The sequence below is a fragment of the Nocardia sp. NPDC050378 genome, assembly GCF_040655675.1.
GTDB lineage: Bacteria > Actinomycetota > Actinomycetes > Mycobacteriales > Mycobacteriaceae > Nocardia > Nocardia coubleae.
Genome location: NZ_JBFAKI010000028.1, coordinates 1 through 18,615 on the forward strand (window position 1 = coordinate 1; position 18,615 = coordinate 18,615).

20 protein-coding genes are annotated in these 18,615 nt (G+C 67.9%); 7 read left to right on the forward strand and 13 right to left on the reverse strand.

All coding sequences use genetic code 11. The annotated features are described in order from the left end of the window. Positions 1–499 precede the first annotated feature (499 nt). On the forward strand, positions 500–982 hold the full coding sequence (locus tag AB0I35_RS31520) for a MarR family transcriptional regulator (protein ID WP_357399969.1): 483 nt from the start codon (positions 500–502) through the stop codon (positions 980–982). Between the two features lie 48 nt (positions 983–1,030). Here the strand turns inward: AB0I35_RS31520 and AB0I35_RS31525 are convergent, their stop codons facing one another. Together AB0I35_RS31525 and AB0I35_RS31530 are read right to left on the reverse strand one after the other, a co-directional pair. Beyond that, complete coding sequence (locus tag AB0I35_RS31525; RefSeq protein WP_357399970.1) at positions 1,031–1,435, reverse strand: hypothetical protein; 405 nt, start codon at positions 1,433–1,435, stop codon at positions 1,031–1,033. 77 nt (positions 1,436–1,512) lie between these two features. After that, positions 1,513–3,009, reverse strand: coding sequence for an NAD(P)/FAD-dependent oxidoreductase (locus AB0I35_RS31530; RefSeq protein WP_357399971.1), 1,497 nt, complete (start codon positions 3,007–3,009; stop codon positions 1,513–1,515). A gap of 64 nt (positions 3,010–3,073) precedes the next feature. Here AB0I35_RS31530 and AB0I35_RS31535 point away from each other — a divergent pair, with 64 nt between their 5' ends. Beyond that, complete coding sequence (locus AB0I35_RS31535; protein WP_357399972.1) at positions 3,074–3,631, forward strand: YdcF family protein; 558 nt, start codon at positions 3,074–3,076, stop codon at positions 3,629–3,631. Between the two features lie 3 nt (positions 3,632–3,634). Here the strand turns inward: AB0I35_RS31535 and AB0I35_RS31540 are convergent, their stop codons facing one another. From AB0I35_RS31540 to AB0I35_RS31590, 11 genes are all read right to left on the reverse strand, one after another. Further along, on the reverse strand, positions 3,635–5,206 hold the full coding sequence (locus AB0I35_RS31540) for a Na+/H+ antiporter (RefSeq protein WP_357399973.1): 1,572 nt from the start codon (positions 5,204–5,206) through the stop codon (positions 3,635–3,637). Between the two features lie 62 nt (positions 5,207–5,268). Then, positions 5,269–5,889: a hypothetical protein gene (locus tag AB0I35_RS31545; RefSeq protein WP_357399974.1), complete on the reverse strand. Its 621-nt coding sequence runs from the start codon at positions 5,887–5,889 to the stop codon at positions 5,269–5,271. Between the two features lie 131 nt (positions 5,890–6,020). Further along, a complete protein-coding gene (locus AB0I35_RS31550; RefSeq protein ID WP_357399975.1) occupies positions 6,021–6,974 on the reverse strand; it encodes an MlaD family protein in 954 nt (317 codons plus the stop codon). Beyond that, on the reverse strand, positions 6,971–7,990 hold the full coding sequence (locus tag AB0I35_RS31555) for an MlaD family protein (RefSeq protein ID WP_357399976.1): 1,020 nt from the start codon (positions 7,988–7,990) through the stop codon (positions 6,971–6,973). Before AB0I35_RS31555 ends, AB0I35_RS31550 begins: the two co-directional genes overlap by 4 nt. A 29-nt stretch (positions 7,991–8,019) precedes the next feature. Beyond that, the gene (locus tag AB0I35_RS31560) at positions 8,020–9,108 is read right to left on the reverse strand and encodes an MlaD family protein (RefSeq protein WP_357399977.1); all 1,089 of its coding nucleotides are present in this window, start codon (positions 9,106–9,108) and stop codon (positions 8,020–8,022) included. Beyond that, positions 9,108–10,115 carry an MlaD family protein gene (locus AB0I35_RS31565; RefSeq protein ID WP_357399978.1) on the reverse strand — a complete coding sequence of 336 codons (1,008 nt, stop codon included), beginning with the start codon at positions 10,113–10,115 and terminating at the stop codon, positions 9,108–9,110. Before AB0I35_RS31565 ends, AB0I35_RS31560 begins: the two co-directional genes overlap by 1 nt. Continuing rightward, positions 10,103–11,107 carry an MlaD family protein gene (locus AB0I35_RS31570; RefSeq protein WP_357399979.1) on the reverse strand — a complete coding sequence of 335 codons (1,005 nt, stop codon included), beginning with the start codon at positions 11,105–11,107 and terminating at the stop codon, positions 10,103–10,105. The genes AB0I35_RS31565 and AB0I35_RS31570 overlap by 13 nt, the downstream gene beginning before the upstream one ends. Beyond that, on the reverse strand, positions 11,107–12,138 hold the full coding sequence (locus AB0I35_RS31575; RefSeq protein ID WP_357399980.1) for an MlaD family protein: 1,032 nt from the start codon (positions 12,136–12,138) through the stop codon (positions 11,107–11,109). Before AB0I35_RS31575 ends, AB0I35_RS31570 begins: the two co-directional genes overlap by 1 nt. Positions 12,139–12,142: 4 nt before the next feature. Continuing rightward, a complete protein-coding gene (locus AB0I35_RS31580) occupies positions 12,143–13,009 on the reverse strand; it encodes an ABC transporter permease (RefSeq protein WP_357153133.1) in 867 nt (288 codons plus the stop codon). Continuing rightward, the gene (locus AB0I35_RS31585; protein WP_067498343.1) at positions 13,009–13,854 is read right to left on the reverse strand and encodes an ABC transporter permease; all 846 of its coding nucleotides are present in this window, start codon (positions 13,852–13,854) and stop codon (positions 13,009–13,011) included. Before AB0I35_RS31585 ends, AB0I35_RS31580 begins: the two co-directional genes overlap by 1 nt. A 198-nt stretch (positions 13,855–14,052) precedes the next feature. Beyond that, positions 14,053–15,147 carry an ionic transporter y4hA gene (locus tag AB0I35_RS31590; RefSeq protein ID WP_357399981.1) on the reverse strand — a complete coding sequence of 365 codons (1,095 nt, stop codon included), beginning with the start codon at positions 15,145–15,147 and terminating at the stop codon, positions 14,053–14,055. Between the two features lie 103 nt (positions 15,148–15,250). On the opposite strand from AB0I35_RS31590, the gene AB0I35_RS31595 reads away from it, so the two are divergent. The 5 genes from AB0I35_RS31595 (at position 15,251) to AB0I35_RS31615 (ending at position 18,594) form a co-directional block, all read left to right on the forward strand. Further along, a complete protein-coding gene (locus AB0I35_RS31595; protein ID WP_357399982.1) occupies positions 15,251–15,907 on the forward strand; it encodes a PhoU domain-containing protein in 657 nt (218 codons plus the stop codon). A gap of 149 nt (positions 15,908–16,056) precedes the next feature. Next, complete coding sequence (locus tag AB0I35_RS31600) at positions 16,057–16,842, forward strand: HNH endonuclease family protein (RefSeq protein WP_357399983.1); 786 nt, start codon at positions 16,057–16,059, stop codon at positions 16,840–16,842. 35 nt (positions 16,843–16,877) lie between these two features. Next, positions 16,878–17,102: a hypothetical protein gene (locus AB0I35_RS31605; protein WP_084457587.1), complete on the forward strand. Its 225-nt coding sequence runs from the start codon at positions 16,878–16,880 to the stop codon at positions 17,100–17,102. A 25-nt stretch (positions 17,103–17,127) separates the two neighbouring features. Further along, positions 17,128–17,814 carry a phosphatase PAP2 family protein gene (locus AB0I35_RS31610; RefSeq protein WP_357399984.1) on the forward strand — a complete coding sequence of 229 codons (687 nt, stop codon included), beginning with the start codon at positions 17,128–17,130 and terminating at the stop codon, positions 17,812–17,814. A gap of 36 nt (positions 17,815–17,850) precedes the next feature. Next, the gene (locus AB0I35_RS31615; protein WP_357399985.1) at positions 17,851–18,594 is read left to right on the forward strand and encodes an ABC transporter permease; all 744 of its coding nucleotides are present in this window, start codon (positions 17,851–17,853) and stop codon (positions 18,592–18,594) included. The last annotated feature ends 21 nt before the right edge of the window (positions 18,595–18,615 follow it).

Genomic DNA, 18,615 nt, shown 5'->3' on the forward strand with positions numbered 1-18,615 from the left:
CCACGACCGGGGGGTACGCGAAGGCTGGAACCAATAAAAATATTGGCACTGACATTCATCGACACACTATTGAGTTCTCAAAGAACACACGCACAACCATCCACCCGCAACATGTCGTAGGGGCTTCAGCAAGGCAACTGTTTCAACCTAGCGCAGAGAACCAACCGAAGCAAATCCGGGGTTCTGGCCACTTGGCTGCCAGGCGCTCATCGTCCTACCTCGTGTCCCCGCCATCTCGTGGCCGGGTCGGTGTCCGTGTCGCTCTGACTCGAACTAAGTTACGCAGCCCCGACGACGAAGTCAAATCGCCTGGTCGACCGGGCGTGCCGTGGGCAGGGCGATTGTCCCGCAACTTGTCAGTCCTCCGCGCACGCTGCCCTACAGACATCTATCTCACCGGGAGACATGCCAGTCTCGCGTGGACACCGACCACGGGTCGATATACAGTTTTCCAACAACTAGCAATCATTGAGCAAATATTTGTGTGAAAGGGGCCGTGGTGACCGACGATCTCGACTCGGTCGAACGTCGCGCGTGGGGGGCTGTGGTCACCCTCGCGATGCGGGTCCCCAGCGTGCTCGACTCCCGATTGCAGCGCGAGTTCGGGTTGACGCACTTCGAGTACCGGGTGCTGGCTCTGCTCCAGGATTCACCGAGCCATCGGATGCGGCTCAGCATGCTGGCCGCGCGTGGGCACGGTTCCATCTCGCGGGTCTCCCACGTGGTTTCCAAGCTCGAGCGGGTGGGGTTCGTCCGGCGGGTGGCCGTGACAACGGGGCGCGGGGTCGATGCCGCGCTCACGCCGAGCGGGCTCGCCAAGGTCGTCGAGGCGACGCCGGACTATCTCGTGGCGGTCCGCAGATTGGTGCTCGACGGGCTCGACGAAACACAGAAGTCCGAGCTCGCGGTGCTCGCCGAGAGGCTGTCGCAGCACCTGATCGGCAGGCTCGGCGACTCCCCCGTCGGTGAGACCTCGGGCTGACACGACAACGCCGCCCGGCAGACAGCCGGGCGGCGTCGGGCACCGATGTCAGACGGCGCGCGGGTGCCAGGTCGCGATCGCCCAGATCACGACCACGTCCAGCACGATGATGATGATCGACCACCACGGGTAATACGGCAGCCACAGGAAGTTCGCCACGATGGACAGCGCGGCGATCAGCATGGCCGCCACCCGGCCCCACGTCTGACCCGCCATCAGGCCGATCGCGACGATCACCACGATCGCGCCGAGGACGATGTGCCACCAACCCCAACTGGTGAGGTCGAACTGGTAGGCGTACTCGGGCCCGACGACGATCAGATCGTCGTTGGCCACGGCGGAGATTCCCTGCAAGATTTGCAGCACACCGACGACCGCCAGCAGGATCCCGGCGGCGATGGAGGTGCCTGCCGCGATTCCGTCGCGGACTTCGTGTTGGTTCCTGTTGGTCATCACTCGGCCTTTCCGTCGATCAACGGACATGCCACTTCGGCATAGGCCAACGGTAGGAACCAGGTCCCCGGTTCACCTCACCCGTTGTGGGTGAATTCGCGGACCCGGTGCACCGGGCGAAGGGTCTTACCGAGGTCGGTGCGCAGGGTGAGCAAGGCGTCGAGCAGGTAGTTCTGCCTGACCCGCCACGGATGACGGTCACCCTGCCTTGGGAACGCGGCGATCGAACGCAGGATGTAGCCGGCGTTCAGGTCGAGCAACGGGTGCTGTTTCAGGTTGCGGCCCGGTTCGGGGACCACCGCGGGGGCGCCGGTGCGATCGAGATGGGTGAGCACCTTGCAGACCAGGCGGGAGGTGAGGTCGGCGCGCAGCGTCCAAGAGGCGTTGGTGTAGCCGACGCAGATCGCGAAATTCGGCAGCCCGGTGAGCATGGCGCCCTGCCAGACGAATTGATCGGCAAGGTCGACCTGTTTGCCGTCGACCGAGGGGGCGATGCCGCCGAACGCGAGCAACCGCAGGCCGGTGGCGGTGACGATGATGTCGGCGGGCAGCGTCCGGCCCGAGGCGAGGCGGACGCCCTCGGGGACGAAGCTGTCGATGTGGTCGGTGACCACCGAGGCCTTGCCCTTCTTCAGCGCTTTGAAGAAGTCGGCGTCGGGGGCCGCGCACAGGCGCTGGTCCCACGGGTCGTAGTCGGGGGTGAAATGCCGGGCGACGAGGTTCTCGTCTTTGAGGATGCGCGTGGCCAGACCGGTGAGGAGTTTGCGCGCGGCGGCGGGACGGCGGCGGCAGTACTGGTAGAAACCGATGTTGAACAGGATGTTCTTGGTGCGGATCACGCGGTGCGCCAAGTCGGCGGGCAGCAGGCCGCGGATCTTGTCGGCCTGCTTGTCGCGGCCGGGAACCGGGCTGATCCAGGTGGGGCTGCGCTGCAGCATGGTGACGTGCGCGGCCTCGGCGGCCAGATTGGGAACGAGGGTGACGGCGGTGGCGCCGCTGCCGATCACCACCACACGCTTGTCGCGCACGTCGAGCTCGGCGGGCCAGAACTGCGGGTGCACGATCGTGCCCGCGAACTCGGCGCGGCCGGGAAACTGCGGGTCGTGCGGCTGCTGGTAGTCGTAATAGCCCGCGCAGGCATAGAGGAAAGAGCAGGTCAGCGTGCTGAGCTCGGGTCCGTCGGGACCCTCGTGCGCGATGGTCAGCTGCCAGCGGGCCCGCGCCGACGACCAGTCGGCACCGATCACCCGTGACCCGAAACGGATGTGACGGTCGATGCCGTTCTCCACGGCCGTCTCGCGGATGTAGTCGAGGATGGCGGCGCCGTCGGCGATGGAACGCGCGGCCCGCCACGGCTTGAACGGGTAACCGAGGGTGAACATATCCGAGTCGGACCGGATTCCGGGGTAGCGGAACAGGTCCCAGGTACCACCGAGATCGGCGCGGGCCTCGAGAACGGCGTAGCTGCGGTGCGGATGCTCGGTCTGCAGCCGGTAGGCGGCCCCGATGCCGGACAGTCCGGCGCCGACGATGACGACGTCGAGGTGTTCGGGGCTTACGGCGGTGTCGGTCATGGGCACCAGTGTGCCTGCTCACGGGCGGTGGGAGAAGACGCTGATTTCGCCTATCGTCGATGCGGTGTCGATCTTTCGACGTGCGGGATGGTTGCTCGTCGGCGCACTCGTCACCGTGCTCGCTGCCGCTGTCGCCGGGTTACCGGTGTTCGTGTACCCGCAACTCGACCCATTGCGACGGGCCGACGTGATCGTGGTCCTGGGCGGAACGCCCTACGAACGATTCGACGTGGGCATCGAACTGGCCGAGCGCGGGTACGCGCCCGAGGTGCTGATCTCGCAGTCCACCGGTGCCGACGATCCGCTGATGGACAAGTACTGCGGGGGCCGATTCGCCTTCCGGGTCGCCTGTTTCGTACCCGACCCCTGGACCACCGACGGCGAGGCACGCGAAATCGTCAGACGGGCAACGATTTACGGCTGGCGACACATCATCGTCGTCACGTTCACGCCGCATGTGTCGCGGGCGCGCTACATCGTCGGCCGGTGTTTCGACGGCGAGATCACCATGGTCGCCAGCCCGACGCAGACGGGGCTCGGGTTCTGGAGCTGGATGTATGTGCGCCAATCCGCCGGGTACGTCCGGGCTTTCGTGAACCAGCACTGTGAACACGACGCCTGAGGGTCAACGGGTCGGCCCGAGGTCCAGGCGCCGGGTGACGCGGTCGACGACGTCGGCGGGCATGCCCGGGTCGCGGCGGGCGGCCAGCGCCTCACGTCGGCCCGCCTCGACCACGGCCGCGCGGACCGCTCCGAACTGCGCGACCCGTTTGCGTTCCTTGTCCATGGCGGCCTTGGCGTCGGCGTCGGCGGCCTCCGGGTCGGCTTTGGCGGAGAGGCGGCGCAGCCTGGCCTTGATGTCCTCGTAGACGTCGTCGGGTAGGTCGTCGCGGGCGGCGATCATCTTCAGCTCGGCGAGTTCGGCGCCGACCACGCGCTCCCAGAGCTGCCGTTCGAGGGCCCGCTCCTGACGGGTGTCGGCGTGTACGCCGGTCAGGCGGACGACCAGTGGCAGGGTCGGGCCCTGCACGAGCAGGGTGAACAGGACGACCGAGAACGCGACGAACAGGATCTCCGAGCGGGCGGGGAACTCGGCGCCGGAGTCGACGGTGAACGGAACCGCGAGGGCGAGCGCGACCGTCGCGACCCCGCGCATCCCCGCCCACCAGGTGACGATCACCTCCTGCCAGGTGAACGCCTCGTCCACATCGCGCCAGCGGTGGGTGACCGTCCACATGCCCATCAGCCAGACCAGTCGCAACAGCACGACCACGGCGATCACCGCGACGCTCACCCCGGCCAAGGTGCGCCAGTTGTGGCCGGAGGCCTCGATGACCACCCGCAGTTCCAGCCCGATCAGCGCGAACGCGAAACCGGTGATGAGCATTTCGACGACGTCCCAGCACGAGTCGGCGATCAGCCGGTAGTCGCGGTCGCCGATCTCGGTCACCGCGTCGGTGAGGTACAACGCGCACACCAGCACCGCGAGGACCGCCGAACCCTCGACGTGTTCGGCGATGCCGTACGCGGCGAACGGCAGCAGCAGGCTCAGTGCCACCTGGGAGGTCGCGTCGGTCAGGTAGCGGGTGAGTTTGCTCCCGAGCCAGCCGAGCAGCAGCCCGACCAACGCACCGGCGATCGCGGCGAGCGCGAAATCGCCGAGGGCGTGCCACGGCGAGAACACGCCGGTGACGACCGCCTGGATACCGACCGTGTAGATGACGATCGCCGTGACGTCGTTGAACAGGCCCTCGCCGCCGAGGGTGACGATCAGGCGCCGGGGCAACCCGAGCCGACCCGCCATCGACATGGCCGCGACCGGGTCGGGTGGGGCGACCAGCGCGCCGAGCACCACACCCGCCGCCACCGCGACCGCCGGATTCCAGGCGTGGAAGACGACCGCGACCGCGAGGGCGGTGACGATGACGAGTCCGACCGCGCGCAGGGCGATGACCTGCCACTGTTCGGCGAACTGACGCCAGGACGTGCGCCGGGCGGCGGCGTAGAGCAGGGGTGGCAGGACCAGCGGAAGGATGAGGTCGGGCGGGATGTTCAGGCTCGGCACGGCCGGGATCAGGGCGAGCAGGCAGCCGAACACCGTCATCAGGATCGAGGGTGCGAGTCCGAAGCGATCGCCGAGTGCTTGAGCCAGCACGGCGGCGAGCAGGATCACCAGAATCAGCACCAACTGGTCCATAACTGACCAGTCTCGGGGACTGCGGGCCGCGGACGCGGCAGACCCGCCGCCGCTCGCGCAGGTCAGCCGAGAGTCGCCGCTGCCGGGGGAAGCAGGATCGGGGGCAGGGGGAACGGGAGCTGGATGGCCGGTGGTGGGGGTGGTGGCGGGGGTGCGGGCTCGGGGACCGGGATGGGCTCGGGTGCGGGCGCCGGGACCGGCTCAGGAGGCGGGGGTGGGTCGTAGACCGGCGGTTCGTAAGCCGGGGGCGGCGGCTCGTGGGGAGCCTCGACCGGGGGTGGCGGCGGTGGGAGTTCCACCGGGACCGGTTCCGGCGGTGGGGGTGGTGGCAGGGCGCGGGTGGTGGGGGCGGGAGTGTCCGGGACGCCCGCGGTGCAGCGCCAGTTGCCGTCGTCGTCGACCTGCCAGCGGGCGACGATGCCGCCCGCCGAGCAATTGCCGCCCACGCGCCTGGCAGGCCACGGCGGGTTCGGGTCCGTGTCGCTGACCTGCTGACCGTCCACCGACAGACCGTTCGACCCCATCGGATCGACCTCGGAGTTGTCGTCGTCGCCCTGATTCGCGCGCAGCACCAAACCGACGGCGACGACCAGGGCGAGCAGTGCGGCAAGCACCGCCGCGATCGCGATCGTCCGGGTACTGCTGGCGGGCTCCTCGTCGGGGCCCTCGCTGCTGCCTGCCATCGCACCGCCTTCGCCGCGGACTTGGACTCCCTCGTTCAGGGAGGCTACCGCAGAGTTGCTCGAAGGCCGACCGCGTTCGGGCCACTGTCACTGTGCAGGGACGATACCTATACACAGCGGTTGCCGAAAATTTACTTGATCGCGACCCTTACCTTCACCGAATCGGCGTCGGTGTTGTGTAGCGCCTGGGAGACGAGCGCGCTCAGATCCAGCTGGGGGCCGGTGGCGGTGACCGCCTCGGTGAGGGGACGCAGCGCGGGCAGCAGGGCCGACAGCTCGGGACCGATCTCGTTCAGCTTCGCGACCAACTCGTTCAGGACGGGGACGAGCCCGCCCTCGCGCAGGTACATCTCGGGGTCGCCCTCGGTGGCGCGACCGACCGATTCGACGAACTGGTCGATGACCTGGCTCAGGCGGATGAACGCGGGCGCGGCGGCGGAGGTGGCCGGACCGGCCCAGGCGATGTCACCGGAGACGTATTCGAAGTTGTTCTGCAGTTCGGCGATGGCGGGTGCGCGGCTCATGATGGCCGCCGCGAGCAGGTCGCCGGCGCGGGCGAGTTCAGGGATCACGTTCTCGGTGCCGGTCATGGCGGTGCCGAGCGTGCCGACCAGCGAGTCGACCACCGTCGGGTCGAGTTGTTCGACGGTCTTGGTGACCAGGCGCGCCACCTCGGGAATCGACATCGGGGTTCGCACGTTCTCCCCCGCCAGCCGCTGCCCGTCGGTCAGGTACGGCCCGTCGGTGCTCGGCGGCACGAACTGCACGTACGGCTCACCGAGGGAGGACAGGTGCTCGATGGTGACGATGCTGCTCATCGGCACCTTGTGGTCGGCACCCACGCGGAAACCCACGCGCACTCCCCCGCGCGCGTCGGTGTCGACGGCGGTGACCTCACCGATCTCGATGCCGGTCAGCAGGATCGGCGACCCGACGCTGAGACCGCCCGAATCGGCGACCTCGAGGGAGGCCTCGGTGTAGTCGGCCAGCGGGTCGACGCGCACCACCCCGAAGGTCAGATAGGTCGCGCCGAGCACGGTGATGGCGGCGATGCCGCTGAGCGAGGCGAGTGCTCCGATCTTCATCGCACCATTCCGATCATCCGCAGGGCGGTCACGATCTGGTCCAGCTGCTCCTGTTCGGAGACCTGCACGCCGGTGATGTTCACCTTCGGGCCGCGCTCGGCGAAGGGAATGATCTTGTCACGCAACAGGTCGGTGAGCAGGGCCATATTGGTCGGGTTGCGCAGGTCGGGCGAGGCGCCGATCAGCAGCGGCAGGAAGGCGGTCGCGGCCGCGTCACCCGAATTCGCCAGCGGCGCAAGCCAACCCATGGAGTGTGCGAGCGGGCCGAGGGCGTTGAAGATGACCATCGTCTTGGCGATGGAGTCCTGGTTGCCCGACAGCGCGCGCACCGCCTCGGGGGTGAGGATATTGGTGAGTTCGCCTTCGATGTTGTGCATGATCTCGGCGTTGGCGGCGAGCCCGTTGACGAGCAGATCCACCTGGTCGAGATTGGCGGCCAGGTCGGCGGCATCGGCACCCATCACCGCCGAGATGCGGGCGGTCTCACGCGGATCCTGCGGCATCACCGAGTTCACCCGGGCGATCATGTCCTGCAGCTGACCGATCGCGCCGCCCTGCACGAACAGCGCCATGGTCGCCATCGTGTCTTCCAGCTGCACAGGGGGTTTGGTTCGCTCGATGGGGATGGTCCCGCCGTCGCGCAGCAGCTGACCGAAGCCGTCCTTCGGCGTGGTCAGCGCGACATGGATATCGCCGAGAATGGTGTCCTGGCGCAGTTCGGCGATGGTCGAAGCGGGCAGCGAGACCGACTCGAGGATGTCGGCCTCGACGACGACGTAACCACCGCGGCCGGCGGGCGCGTCGGCGGGCTGGACTACGCGCACGTCGGTGACGGTGCCGATCTCGGCGCCGTTGGCGATCACCTTCGACTTCGACGGCAAGTTCAGCGCGCTGGCGAACTCGATGTGGACGCGGTAGGTGTCACCGCTGACCGATGAACCGGGCACCGGCACGTCGGCGGGATCGAAACCGCAGCCGCCGACCGCCAGTCCCGCGGCCATGACCAGCGCGATCATGGTGCGCCGCATCCTTTTTCGCGATCTGATCATCGGGCACCTGCCATTCCGAGCACGACTTGCACGAGGTTCACATCGGTCAATCCCTGGGCCGGATCGGGGCATTGCCCCGGCAGCGCCGCGTTGAGGGCGGCGCACACCTGGTCGGCTTCGCCCGTGGGCAAGGCGACCTTCGGCGGGGCGTAGGTGATGGCGGTGCCACCCGCGGCGGACTGGAACGCCGACGTCAGGGCGGGCAGCTTCAGCACCACATCGCGCAGCGATCCGACGTTGGCGCGCAACATCTTCACCAGCGGGACGGCGCCGTCGAGGGTGCCGATGAGCGGATCGCCGAGGATGGTGGTGAGGTCGTTGAGCATCGGCAGCAGTTCGCCGAGCCCGTCGAACAGCGAGGTGGCCGGGCCGAGCAAGTCGTCGGAGGCCATGTTCAGCAGCGGCGCGAGCCGGGTGAGCATGGACTGCAGGTCACCCCAGTTCGCGGCGACACGGTTGGACACCGACGCGAAGGCGTCGAAAAGGCCTGCGAGATGGCCGATGTCGGCATCCGGCTTGTTCATCGCCGAACCGAGTTTGGTGATGAGCTCGTTGATCGTGGGGCCGGTGCCCTGCGTGGCACGGTCCAGGGCGCCGAGGCCGTCGACCAGGGCGGTCGGCTGGCCCGAGGTGGTGCCCGAGAGCTGCTCGGACAGGCTCGCCAGGGCGGTGAGCGTTTCGGTGATGCTCTTGGGGGTCAGCGTTTTGGTGATGCAGCCACCCTCGAACTCGCGGGTGTCCTTGCCGCTGGCCAGCACGGCCAGATTACGGTCGGCGGCAACGGAATACGCGACGGTGGTCGCCGAAGCGTCGGCGTAGACGGGGTATTCGGCGTCGACCTCGAAATCGACGCGCACCTTGGGACCTTCGTTGCGGACCGAGGTCACCTCACCGACGGTGATACCGCGCATGGTGATGTGGTTGCCCGGGTACAAACCGACGGCGTCGGGCATGAGCGCGCAATAGGATTCGGTCTTCTTCAGCGGATCGAAGGCGACGAAGTAACCGCCGGTGACGAGCGCGACGAGCACCGCGACACCGGCGATCGACATGAACGCCTGGGATCCGAGGAGCTTTTTCAGCATCAGCACGCCTTCCCCGGCAGCGGCACGCACACCCGTGCGTCCGACTGGTCGACGACCACGCCGGCCTCGGGCGTCACCAGCTGCGACAACTTGGTCTGCAATTCGTGCACCGTCCCGATCACCGGCTCGAACCGGCCGGTGAGTTCCTGCAGCCGGGGTAGTGCGTCGGCCAGCGCCTGTGCCTGCGGTTTCAGGGTCGACTCCCAGCCCGGAGCCAGGGTGGCCAGGCGGTTGACCACCGACACGAGCAGCCGGACCGCCTCGGCCGCCTCGGCCTGCTTGCTCAGCAACACGTCCTCGAGCAGGTTGACGTTGTCCATCAGCCTGCCGAGATCGGACTTGGCGCCGTCGTACATGGAGATGTACTCGTCGAGGATCGCGATGGACTTCGACACCTGCGAACGCTGGCGATCGAGCATGTCGACGTACTTGCCGACCGTGTCCAAGGTGGTGCGCAGCGCCTCCGGCGAGTTCTGCAACGCGGTGTTGGCGGCGGCCAGGTTCTGGCGAACCGTCGCGCCGTCGACCGCGGCCAGCGGTGCGGTGGCGTCCTGGAAGGTCTCGATCAGGCTGTAGGGCAGGCGGATCCGGTCGGCGGGAATCGGCTCATCGCCCAGCGGCTCCGAACCGGCGGGGTACAGCGCGACGTAGTGGCCGCCGACGACGGTGAGCATACGGACGTCGAGGGAGGTCTGATCGCCGACGAACACATCGTTGTTCACGGTGAACCGCATGACAACCTTGTCGGGCTTCAGCTCCAGCGAGGTGACGCTGCCGACCGAGATTCCGGCCAGGCGCACGTCGTCGCCCTCGCGCACCGACTGTGCCTCGGAGAGTTCGGCGGTGTAGGTGTGTTTGCCCAGCGGCACCACGTACACCACGCCCGCGGCGATGATGAACAGCACCACGGCGGTCAGGCCGATGATGCCCATCCGCAGCTCACGGGCGCGTTTGCCCGCTTCGTCGAGGATCGGGCGATCACCGGAGAAGAATTTCAGCGGTTGCATACGGTGACCTTCTGTCCGGCGATCAGCACCTGCAGCGGCGCGGGCACCTCGGCGGCGCCGTTGCTGCAGTGCGGTGTGAAGTCGGTGAAACCGCGCGAGAGCGAGGAGTCGACGGTGGCAAGCAGACCGGGCAGGCGGCCGAAAACCTCCACGGCCTCCTGCGGATTCGGGAACAAGGCGCGGATCATCGCGTCGACATCGGCGCCGCCGCCTTCGACCAGGCCGAGCGAGGCGAGCAGTCGGTCGACCGGTGCGAGCACCGAGGGCGCGCTCATCGCGAAGTCGGCGACACCGCCGATATTGCGCTGCATCGCCTCGAAGATGTCGGTGAGCCGGGCCAGCAGCGGCAGCAGGTGGCCGACCCGGCCGCCGTGCCGGTCGGCCAGATCCGACAGGTTGCGGATGAGCGTGGAGATCACCTGCTGGCGATTCTCGGCGTAGGAGGCGAGTTCATCGATGGCGGTGAGCGCGGGGCCGAGGCCGCTGCCGTCGCCCTCGATCACGGCGAGCATGCTCGCGGTGAACTGGTTGATCGCCTCGGGCGACAGCGTCGCGAGCACCGGCTTCAGACCGCTGAACAGGCTGGTCACGTCGAAGGACGGGACAGTCATGTGCGCGCCGATGCGGGCACCCGCGGCGATGCGGGCGCCGGGGTTGGGCGCCTGCTGCAGGTCGACATAGCGCTGGCCGGTGAGGTTCTGGTAGCGGATGGCCAACTTGGAGTTGTCGTAGATCGGCGTATCGGTCTTGACCGTCAGGCGCACCTTGGCCTTGTCGCCCTCGAGCGAGATCTTCTCGACCTTGCCCACCTGCACACCGAACATGCGCACGTCGTTACCGACCTTGAGGCCGTTGGCATCGGTGAACAGCACGTCGTGGGCGTTGGTGTCACCGGAGACGGGACGTTTGATGAGCGTGAAGACCAGACCGAGCACGGCGACCATCACCAGCGTGAACACGCCGAGGCGCAGTGCGACACCGCGAATCTTCATCACGCACCGCCCTTTCCGAACAGCGGGACCGCGATGGCCGGCACACCGCTGAGCTCGACATCGAGGTTGAGCACGGGCCCGTCCGGGCCGTCGGGCATGGCGCCGCGCAGGTTCTGCAGCAGCGCGGTGAGTTCGGCGCCGGTGTGGCGCGAATTCGGCGACATCTGCGCCAGTGCGAGCAGCATGGGTGCGAGCATGTCGGTCGACTCGGCGAGGTGGCCGCCCGCCGTGCTCAAGGTGGTGGTCAGAGCGGGCAGCAGGCTGCCGCCGATCACGCCGACACCGATGTCGTAGCGATCCTTGTCGGTCTGGGTCACCTTGATCTCGCTGAGCTGGTCGATCACCTGCATGGTCGCGCCGGCGAACTGGCCGCCGCCGTCGAAGGCGGGACCGAGCTTGCCGAACAGTTCCGAGGGCGCGACGTCCTGGTTGTCGGCGATGGTCTTGGCCACCGTGATGAGCGCCTGGACCAGCGGAGTGAAGGCCTTGAAGTCGGCGGCTAGCTGGGAGATCACCGTCGCCATCTGCGGGCTCGTCACGGTCATGCCGACCTGCGAGAGACTGCGCAGAATCGCGCTCATGGTCGCGTCGTAGACCCGGGCGTTGTTCGGGCCGGTCAGGTCGAGGATCGAGCCTGCCCGCAGCGGGGCCCCGCCGGGACCGCGCCGCAGTTCGATCTCGGCGATGCCGAACAGGTTGGTCGGCGCGTAGTCGATGGCCAGACTGTCGTCGATGCCGTGCAGACGGTTCTCGTCGAGCAGCAGCGCGATCTGCTGGGTGCCGCGCTCGCCGGGGGTCACCTCGGCGACCTCGCCGACGGTGACGCCGTCGACGCGGACCTGGCTACCGGATTCGATGCCGTCACCGAGGTGCTCGGTGCGCAGCGCGATCCGCAGCCCCTCCTCGGAGCGAACGTTCGTGTAGGTGACGTAGCCGAGCGCGACCACGGCGATCACCGCGAGGATGACGACACCGGTCAGGCGCGAGGTGCGCCGATTCGCCGCGACGCCGGGCATTCCGTAATTCGGCACTAGCTCACCCCGTAAAACTGATCGCCGAGTTGAAGCCCCACAGCATGATCGACAGCACCATGTCGATGGCGACGATGGCCACCGAGCTGGCCCGCACCGCGCGACCCGAGGCGATGCCCACTCCCTCGGGTCCGCCGGTGGCGAAGAACCCGAAGTAGCTGTGCACCAGGATCACGACCGTGCCGAACACGGCGACCTTGATGACCGCAGCGATCATGTCGAAGCCGGAGATGAACTGGAAGAAGTAGTGGTCGTACACGCCCGCCGACTGCCCGTAGACCATGGTGAGCAGGCCGCGGCAGGCGCCGTAGGACAGGATCAGCGCGATCAGGAAGGTCGGCACGATCGCGATGGCGCCGGCGATCACACGGGTGGTGACCACGAAGGGCACCGAGCGCAGGCCGAGCGCCTCGATCGCGTCGATCTCCTCCGAGATGCGCATCGAGCCGATCTCGGCGGTGATCCGGCAGCCCGCCTGGGCGGCGAAGCCGATGGCGGCCGCGATGGGGGCCAGCTCACGGGTGGTGGCGTAAGCGGAGATGACGCCGGTGACCGGACCCATGCCGAGCATGTCGAGGGAGGCGAAGGACTCGACGCCGACGGAAGCGCCCATCACCAGACCGAGCACGATCATCATCGGCACGGTGCCGCCGCCGACGATGATCGAGCCGCGACCCCAGGTCATATCGGTGACCGCGCGCAGCGTCTCGTCGCGGTAGCGACGCAGCGTGAGCGGCACCGAGGACAGCACCTGCCAGACGAACACGGCGACGAACCCGAGCGATTCGCCCGCGCCGACGATCCGTTTGCCCAGGCGCGCGGGTGTGCGCAGCCAGTGCAGCGAGGTGGGGAGATAGGAGGAGGCAGCCATCACGCCAACTTCGTCGGCAGGAACATGGCGCTGATCTGGGTGGCCAGCAGGTTCACGATCGCGATCGAGACCACCGAGAGCACCACCGCCGCGTTCACCGCGTCGGCTACACCGCGCGGGCCGCCTTTGGCCTCGAGGCCGCGCTGGCAAGAGATGACGACGACGAGGAACCCGAAGATCAGGGCCTTGAGCAGCGACACCCACACATCGCCCGCGGTCGCGAAGGAACCGAAGGTGGACCAGTAGCTGCCGGGCGTCACGCCCTGACCGCCGACGGCCACCGCGTACCCGGCGAGCACGCCGACGAAGATGATGAGCACGTTGAGCATCGGGGCGACGATCAGCATCGCCATCATGCGCGGGATCACCAGCCGGTGCACCGGGCTGATGCCCATGGTGTTGAGCGCGTCGATCTCCTCGCGGATGGTCCTGGCGCCCAGGTCGGCCGCGATGGCCGCCGCGCCCGCACCACCGAGCAGAAAGCCGGTCGCGATGGGGGCGCCCTGCTTGATGACGCCGAGGCCGCCGGTGGCGCCGAGCATGGAGTCGGCGCCGAGGCTGTGGATGAGGTTGCCCACCTGGACCGAGACGATCACGCCGAACGGGATCGCCATGAGCACGGCCGGGATGGCGGTGACGGTGATGAGGCGCCAGGCCTGCACGAGGGTCTCGCGCCATTGGAACTGGCGGCGGGCCACGTCGGCGACGGTGCCGGTGACCGACTCCTGCGCGAGGTCGACCGCACGCCCGAAGGTCCGCAGCGACGACACCACCGTGGCGGTGAAGTTCTCGCGGACGATTTGGGTAGCGGAATCCGTCTTCGCGGAATGCAGATCGGTCGACATCAGAAATGCCTCCGGCCCGCTTGCGAAGCGCGGGGCAGGGTGAAATTCATACCGCACTCTCTGGCTTCGGCGTCGGTGCCAACTCCAGCAAGCTAACCGGTACTCTGCGTCACAACAAAATTTCGGGTGGGTGACCCTCGTCGCTTTTCCGCTGTTTCGATGACAGGATCACGCGGGTTGTGATCCGTAACACCGCACCTACGGGCTTGCGGCGAGGAACACGAAAGCCGCGAACAACGCCAGGTGCACACCGCCCTGCAGCAAAGTGGCCCGACCTGGCACAACGGTCAGCGTGCCGACCACGACGGTCAGCGCGAGCAGCACCATCTGAGTCGCGCCGAGGCCGAGGACCAGCGGTCCGCTGAGCCAGATCGTGGCGATGGCGATCACCGGAATGGTGAGCCCGATGCTGGCCATCGCCGACCCCAGCGCCAGGTTCAGACCGATCTGCACTTGGTTGCGGCGCGCGGAGTTGACCGCGGCCAGCGTCTCGGGCAGCAACACGAGCATCGCGATCACCACACCGACCGCGGCCTGCGGCAGCCCCGCCGAGGCGATGCCCGATTCCAGCGCGGGCGAGACCACCTTCGCCAGGCCGACGACACAGACCAGGGCGAGCACGAGCATGCCGAGGCTGGTCAGGGCGATCCGGTTCGAAGGAAGCTCCGCGTGCATCCCCTCGTCCTCGTCGATCGCACCGCTGGCCTCCACCGGGAGGAAATCGTCAGGGTGACGCACGGTCTGCACCATCACGAACAGCCCGTAGAGCGCCAGCGAGGCGACCGCGGCGAAAGCGAGCTGCGCGGGCGAGAACTCCGGGCCGGGCTTGCTCGTGGTGAAGGTCGGCAGCACCAGACTCAGCGTGGCCAAGGTGGCCACGGTCGCCAGAGCCGCGCCGGTGCCCTCCGGATTGAACACCGCTATCCGGCGCCGCAGCGCACCCACCAGCAGCACGAGACCGACGATGCCGTTGCAGGTGATCATCACCGCCGCGAAGACCGTGTCGCGTGCCAGCGACGCCGCCTTGTCACCACCGGAGATCATCATGGTGACGATCAGGGCCACCTCGATCACGGTGACCGCCACCGCCAGGATCAGCGCACCGTACGGTTCGCCGACCCGATGGGCCACCACCTCGGCGTGATAAACCGCCGAGAGCACCGCCCCGACCAGCACGGCACTGACCACCACCACTACCACGCCCGGTATGTCGCGCCCCCACGTGACGGCGAGTACGAGCGCGGCGAGAATCGGTACGAGGAGGGTCCATCTGGTCGTCAATGCGGCGATCATGATCTCCATCGTTCCAGGTGCGTGACACCGGCGGCCGGATGCGCGGCCGCGAACATGCGCCGATGGATTCACAGTCGCGCTGCGATGGGGAACAATTCAGCGCGTGCGGACCCAGTTCACCCTCGAGCTCTTGGCGCTGTCCAACGAGCTCACCCACATGTCGCGGCTGGCCCATGACGCGACCGAGCGGATCACCGAGGCGCTGGCGGGCGCCGATTTGGCGGCCACCTACGAGGTTTTCGCGCTCGACGAGCGGCTACAGCAGATGTTCGCCGCCTGCGAGTCACGCACCATGGCACTACTCGCCCTGCAGGCGCCGGTCGCCCGCGACCTGCGCCACGTGGTCACCGCCATCCAGGTGGCCGGTGAACTCTCGCGCATCGGGCGGCGCACGGAAGCCGCGGGACAGTACGTGTATCGCGCTCACCCCGACGCCGTCGCACCGGCGCCGGTGATCCAGGCACTGGTGGCGATGGGCGGACTGGCGGCCGAATGTGTTGCCCGGGTGAGTGATTCGGTCGCCACGGGCCGATTCGTCGAAGACGACGGTTCGGATGCGGCCGCCATGGAGGACCTGTTCAAACAGCTGAACGCCGTACTCACCGCAACCGAAGCCGGTATCGATACCGCGGCCGCCATCGATCTGGCCTTGCTCGGCAGCCAGTTCCAGCGTTGCGTGGATCACGCCGCCCGCATCGCCCGGCTGATCCGCTTCCTGGACACCGGAATCCCCACCGAATCCGGTTCGCTCCCCGACTGAGCGGGTACGTGATAGGCGAACGCTATTGAGCTGCAAACCGTTTGCCCTGGCCTGTGCCGAATGTCATAGGCGACAATGACCGACGGACCGGTATCCGCCCCGTAGGTTGTGCCGGTTCGCAGTTCGACGAAGGCACAGGTGGTACGGGCATGAAGTGGTCCTCGATCAGCGGCTCACCGGTCGGGCGCGCGGTGCTCGCACTGGCCGCCGCGATGGTTGTCGCGCTGGTGGTGACAGTCGCGAATTCGCTGCTGGACAAGGTGAATCCGACCGCGCCCGGCCCCGGCTCCGCGGGCGCGGCCACGGTGTCGGGCAAGGAGATCGGTGATCTGGTCGCCACCCTCGTCGTCGCCAAGGAAGGCCCGATGACGGGCTACACCCGCGAGAAGTTCCCGCACTGGGACACCAACAAGCCCGAACACGGCTTCACCGGCGACCTCGCCACGTACACCAAATGCACCAGCCGCGACGTGATGATGCTGCGCGACGCCACCGGCAAAGTCACCCTCGACCCCAAAACCTGTGAACTGACAGTGCCGTCGGGCGCCGGCTGGCAGGACCGCTACGGCTTCATCGACAAGAAGACCGGGCAGCTCGGCCCCTACAAGTTCATCACCGACCCGTCGAAGGTCGACGCCGAACACATCGTCGCCCTGGCCGAAGCCTGGCGTTCGGGTGCCGCCGACCGCGACGAGGACACCCGCCGCCGCATCGCCAACGACGCGATGAACCTGGTCGCCGCCGACCCGTCGGCCAACCGGTCCAAGGGCGACCAGGACCCCGCGAACTACCTGCCGCCGGGCAACTTCCGGTGTGCCTATATCGAGCACTACGTGAAGGTCAAGATAAAGTACGCGTTGACCGTTGATACCGCCGAGCACACCGCGTTGCGCACCGCAGTCGACGACTGCCTCCGCCAAGGAGAGTTCAAATAAGCGAGCCCATCGAGATCACCGCCGAATGCGCCGTCATGACCGAAGAGGAAGGGACGGTGTCGGGCGAGCTCGACGTCATGCTCGACGACGCGGGTAAAGGACTGGTCCGCTACCGCGGCACCGACACCTGGTACACCATCGGCAATATCGAGGCCGAACCGCCGCGCACCTGGGAGTGCGTCGCCGACCTCGTGAAAGCGATCAAGAAGGTGGCGGGTACCCGCGACGTGGCCGGGAACGCGGTGGTCTTCGAGGCCTGAGCGTCCGGCTGGCAATCTGGAAGTCATGCCCATCGACTACCACTCCCCCCGCGTCGCCTGGTCCGGGCTCGGCCACCGGATACCGCTCGCGGCCGCGCTCATCGCCACCGCCCTCGCCCTGTTCGGACTGCTCACCTGGGTGGTCGTCGGCAATATGGACGGCACACCGTGGGATGTGCGGGTGCTCGACTGGATGATCGCGCATCGCGGCGAACCGCTGACCACGGTGGCGCGGGTGATCACCGACCTCGGCGGCACCGTGGCGATGACGATACTGGCCCTCGTCACGGTGATCTGGTTACTCGCCCGGCGCGATCTGCCGGTGGCCGCGCTGGTCGGTGTCACCTCGCTCGGCGCGGGCGCGTTGGTGTGGGGCATCAAGCGGATCGTCGACCGGCATCGTCCGCCGATGGAGTCACGGCTGGTCACCGAGCTGAGTCTGTCGTATCCGTCGGGACATTCGCTCGGGTCGGCGGCGGTGGTCGGGGTGGTGGCGATCGCGCTCGTCCCGCGCGTGCGCCGGGTCTGGGTGCGCCGGACCGCCATCGGCGTGGCGGTGGCCTTCCCGATCGCGGTCGGGCTGTCGCGGGTGTATCTCGGGGTGCACTGGATCACCGATGTGCTGGCGGGCTGGATCGTCGGTCTGCTCTGGCTGACACTGAGCGTCACCCTGTTCACCCGCCTGCACGCGCGCAGTACGACCCGCCCGTAGCCCACGCGTGCCGAACATCTGGCAAGGAGTTCGCTGATGACGGTGGAACCCAGCGTCGCATTGATCGTGCTCTGCGTGGCCATGGTGGTCGCGGCGGCACTGGTGTACCGGTTCACCGGAATCGGTTCGCCGTTCGTCGTGCCGAAGGCCGCGTTCCGTGCGGTGCTGCAACTGGGCCTGATCGCGCTGATCCTCGCGGCCGCGCTTCGGCACCTGTGGTCGGCCGCGCTCGTGCTGCTCGTCATGTTCGGTGCGGCCGTGTTCACCGCCGTCCGGCGGGCGCAGGCGGGCCGCTCCGGGATCTGGCTCGGGTTGGCCGTGGCCACCGGGATCGCGGCGGTGATGCCCGCGACCCTGCTCAGCGGTGCGGTGCCGATCCACGGCGTCACTCTGGTGTCGATCGGCGGGATTTTGCTGGGTGGCACGATGACCTCCACGTCGCTGGCTGCCCGGCGCGGACTCGACGCCATCGGGCAGCGGTGGGGTGAGGTGGAGGCGGCACTGAGCCTTGGATTCACCGACCGGCCTGCCCGCAGGATGGTACTCACCGGCGCGGCCACCGACGCGCTCATCCCTGGCGTCGATCAGGCCCGCACGGTCGGGTTGGTGACGCTGCCCGGCGCCTTCATCGGTGTGCTGCTCACCAGCGGGTCGGCCGCGCAGGCCGGTGCGGTGCAGGTGCTCGTGCTGATCGGGTTGATGTTGTCGGAGGCGTGCGCGGTGGCGGTGGCGCTGGAACTGGTGGCGCGGGCGCTCGTCCGCCGCCCTCGCCCGACCTGACGCCGGGTCCGCTCACCAGCC

What these genes read in the sequence shown, in the direction of transcription:
- AB0I35_RS31525 (WP_357399970.1), bottom strand. Translation starts at nt 1,435, where the DNA reads ATGACCAACAGGAACCAACACGAAGTCCGCGACGGAATCGCGGCAGGC.
- AB0I35_RS31530 (WP_357399971.1), bottom strand. Translation starts at nt 3,009, where the DNA reads ATGACCGACACCGCCGTAAGCCCCGAACACCTCGACGTCGTCATCGTC.
- AB0I35_RS31540 (WP_357399973.1), bottom strand. Translation starts at nt 5,206, where the DNA reads ATGGACCAGTTGGTGCTGATTCTGGTGATCCTGCTCGCCGCCGTGCTG.
- AB0I35_RS31545 (WP_357399974.1), bottom strand. Translation starts at nt 5,889, where the DNA reads ATGGCAGGCAGCAGCGAGGGCCCCGACGAGGAGCCCGCCAGCAGTACC.
- AB0I35_RS31550 (WP_357399975.1), bottom strand. Translation starts at nt 6,974, where the DNA reads ATGAAGATCGGAGCACTCGCCTCGCTCAGCGGCATCGCCGCCATCACC.
- AB0I35_RS31555 (WP_357399976.1), bottom strand. Translation starts at nt 7,990, where the DNA reads ATGATCGCGCTGGTCATGGCCGCGGGACTGGCGGTCGGCGGCTGCGGT.
- AB0I35_RS31560 (WP_357399977.1), bottom strand. Translation starts at nt 9,108, where the DNA reads ATGCTGAAAAAGCTCCTCGGATCCCAGGCGTTCATGTCGATCGCCGGT.
- AB0I35_RS31565 (WP_357399978.1), bottom strand. Translation starts at nt 10,115, where the DNA reads ATGCAACCGCTGAAATTCTTCTCCGGTGATCGCCCGATCCTCGACGAA.
- AB0I35_RS31570 (WP_357399979.1), bottom strand. Translation starts at nt 11,107, where the DNA reads ATGAAGATTCGCGGTGTCGCACTGCGCCTCGGCGTGTTCACGCTGGTG.
- AB0I35_RS31580 (WP_357153133.1), bottom strand. Translation starts at nt 13,009, where the DNA reads ATGGCTGCCTCCTCCTATCTCCCCACCTCGCTGCACTGGCTGCGCACA.
- AB0I35_RS31585 (WP_067498343.1), bottom strand. Translation starts at nt 13,854, where the DNA reads ATGTCGACCGATCTGCATTCCGCGAAGACGGATTCCGCTACCCAAATC.
- AB0I35_RS31590 (WP_357399981.1), bottom strand. Translation starts at nt 15,147, where the DNA reads ATGATCGCCGCATTGACGACCAGATGGACCCTCCTCGTACCGATTCTC.
- AB0I35_RS31600 (WP_357399983.1), top strand. Translation starts at nt 16,057, where the DNA reads ATGAAGTGGTCCTCGATCAGCGGCTCACCGGTCGGGCGCGCGGTGCTC.
- AB0I35_RS31605 (WP_084457587.1), top strand. Translation starts at nt 16,878, where the DNA reads ATGACCGAAGAGGAAGGGACGGTGTCGGGCGAGCTCGACGTCATGCTC.
- AB0I35_RS31610 (WP_357399984.1), top strand. Translation starts at nt 17,128, where the DNA reads ATGCCCATCGACTACCACTCCCCCCGCGTCGCCTGGTCCGGGCTCGGC.
- AB0I35_RS31615 (WP_357399985.1), top strand. Translation starts at nt 17,851, where the DNA reads ATGACGGTGGAACCCAGCGTCGCATTGATCGTGCTCTGCGTGGCCATG.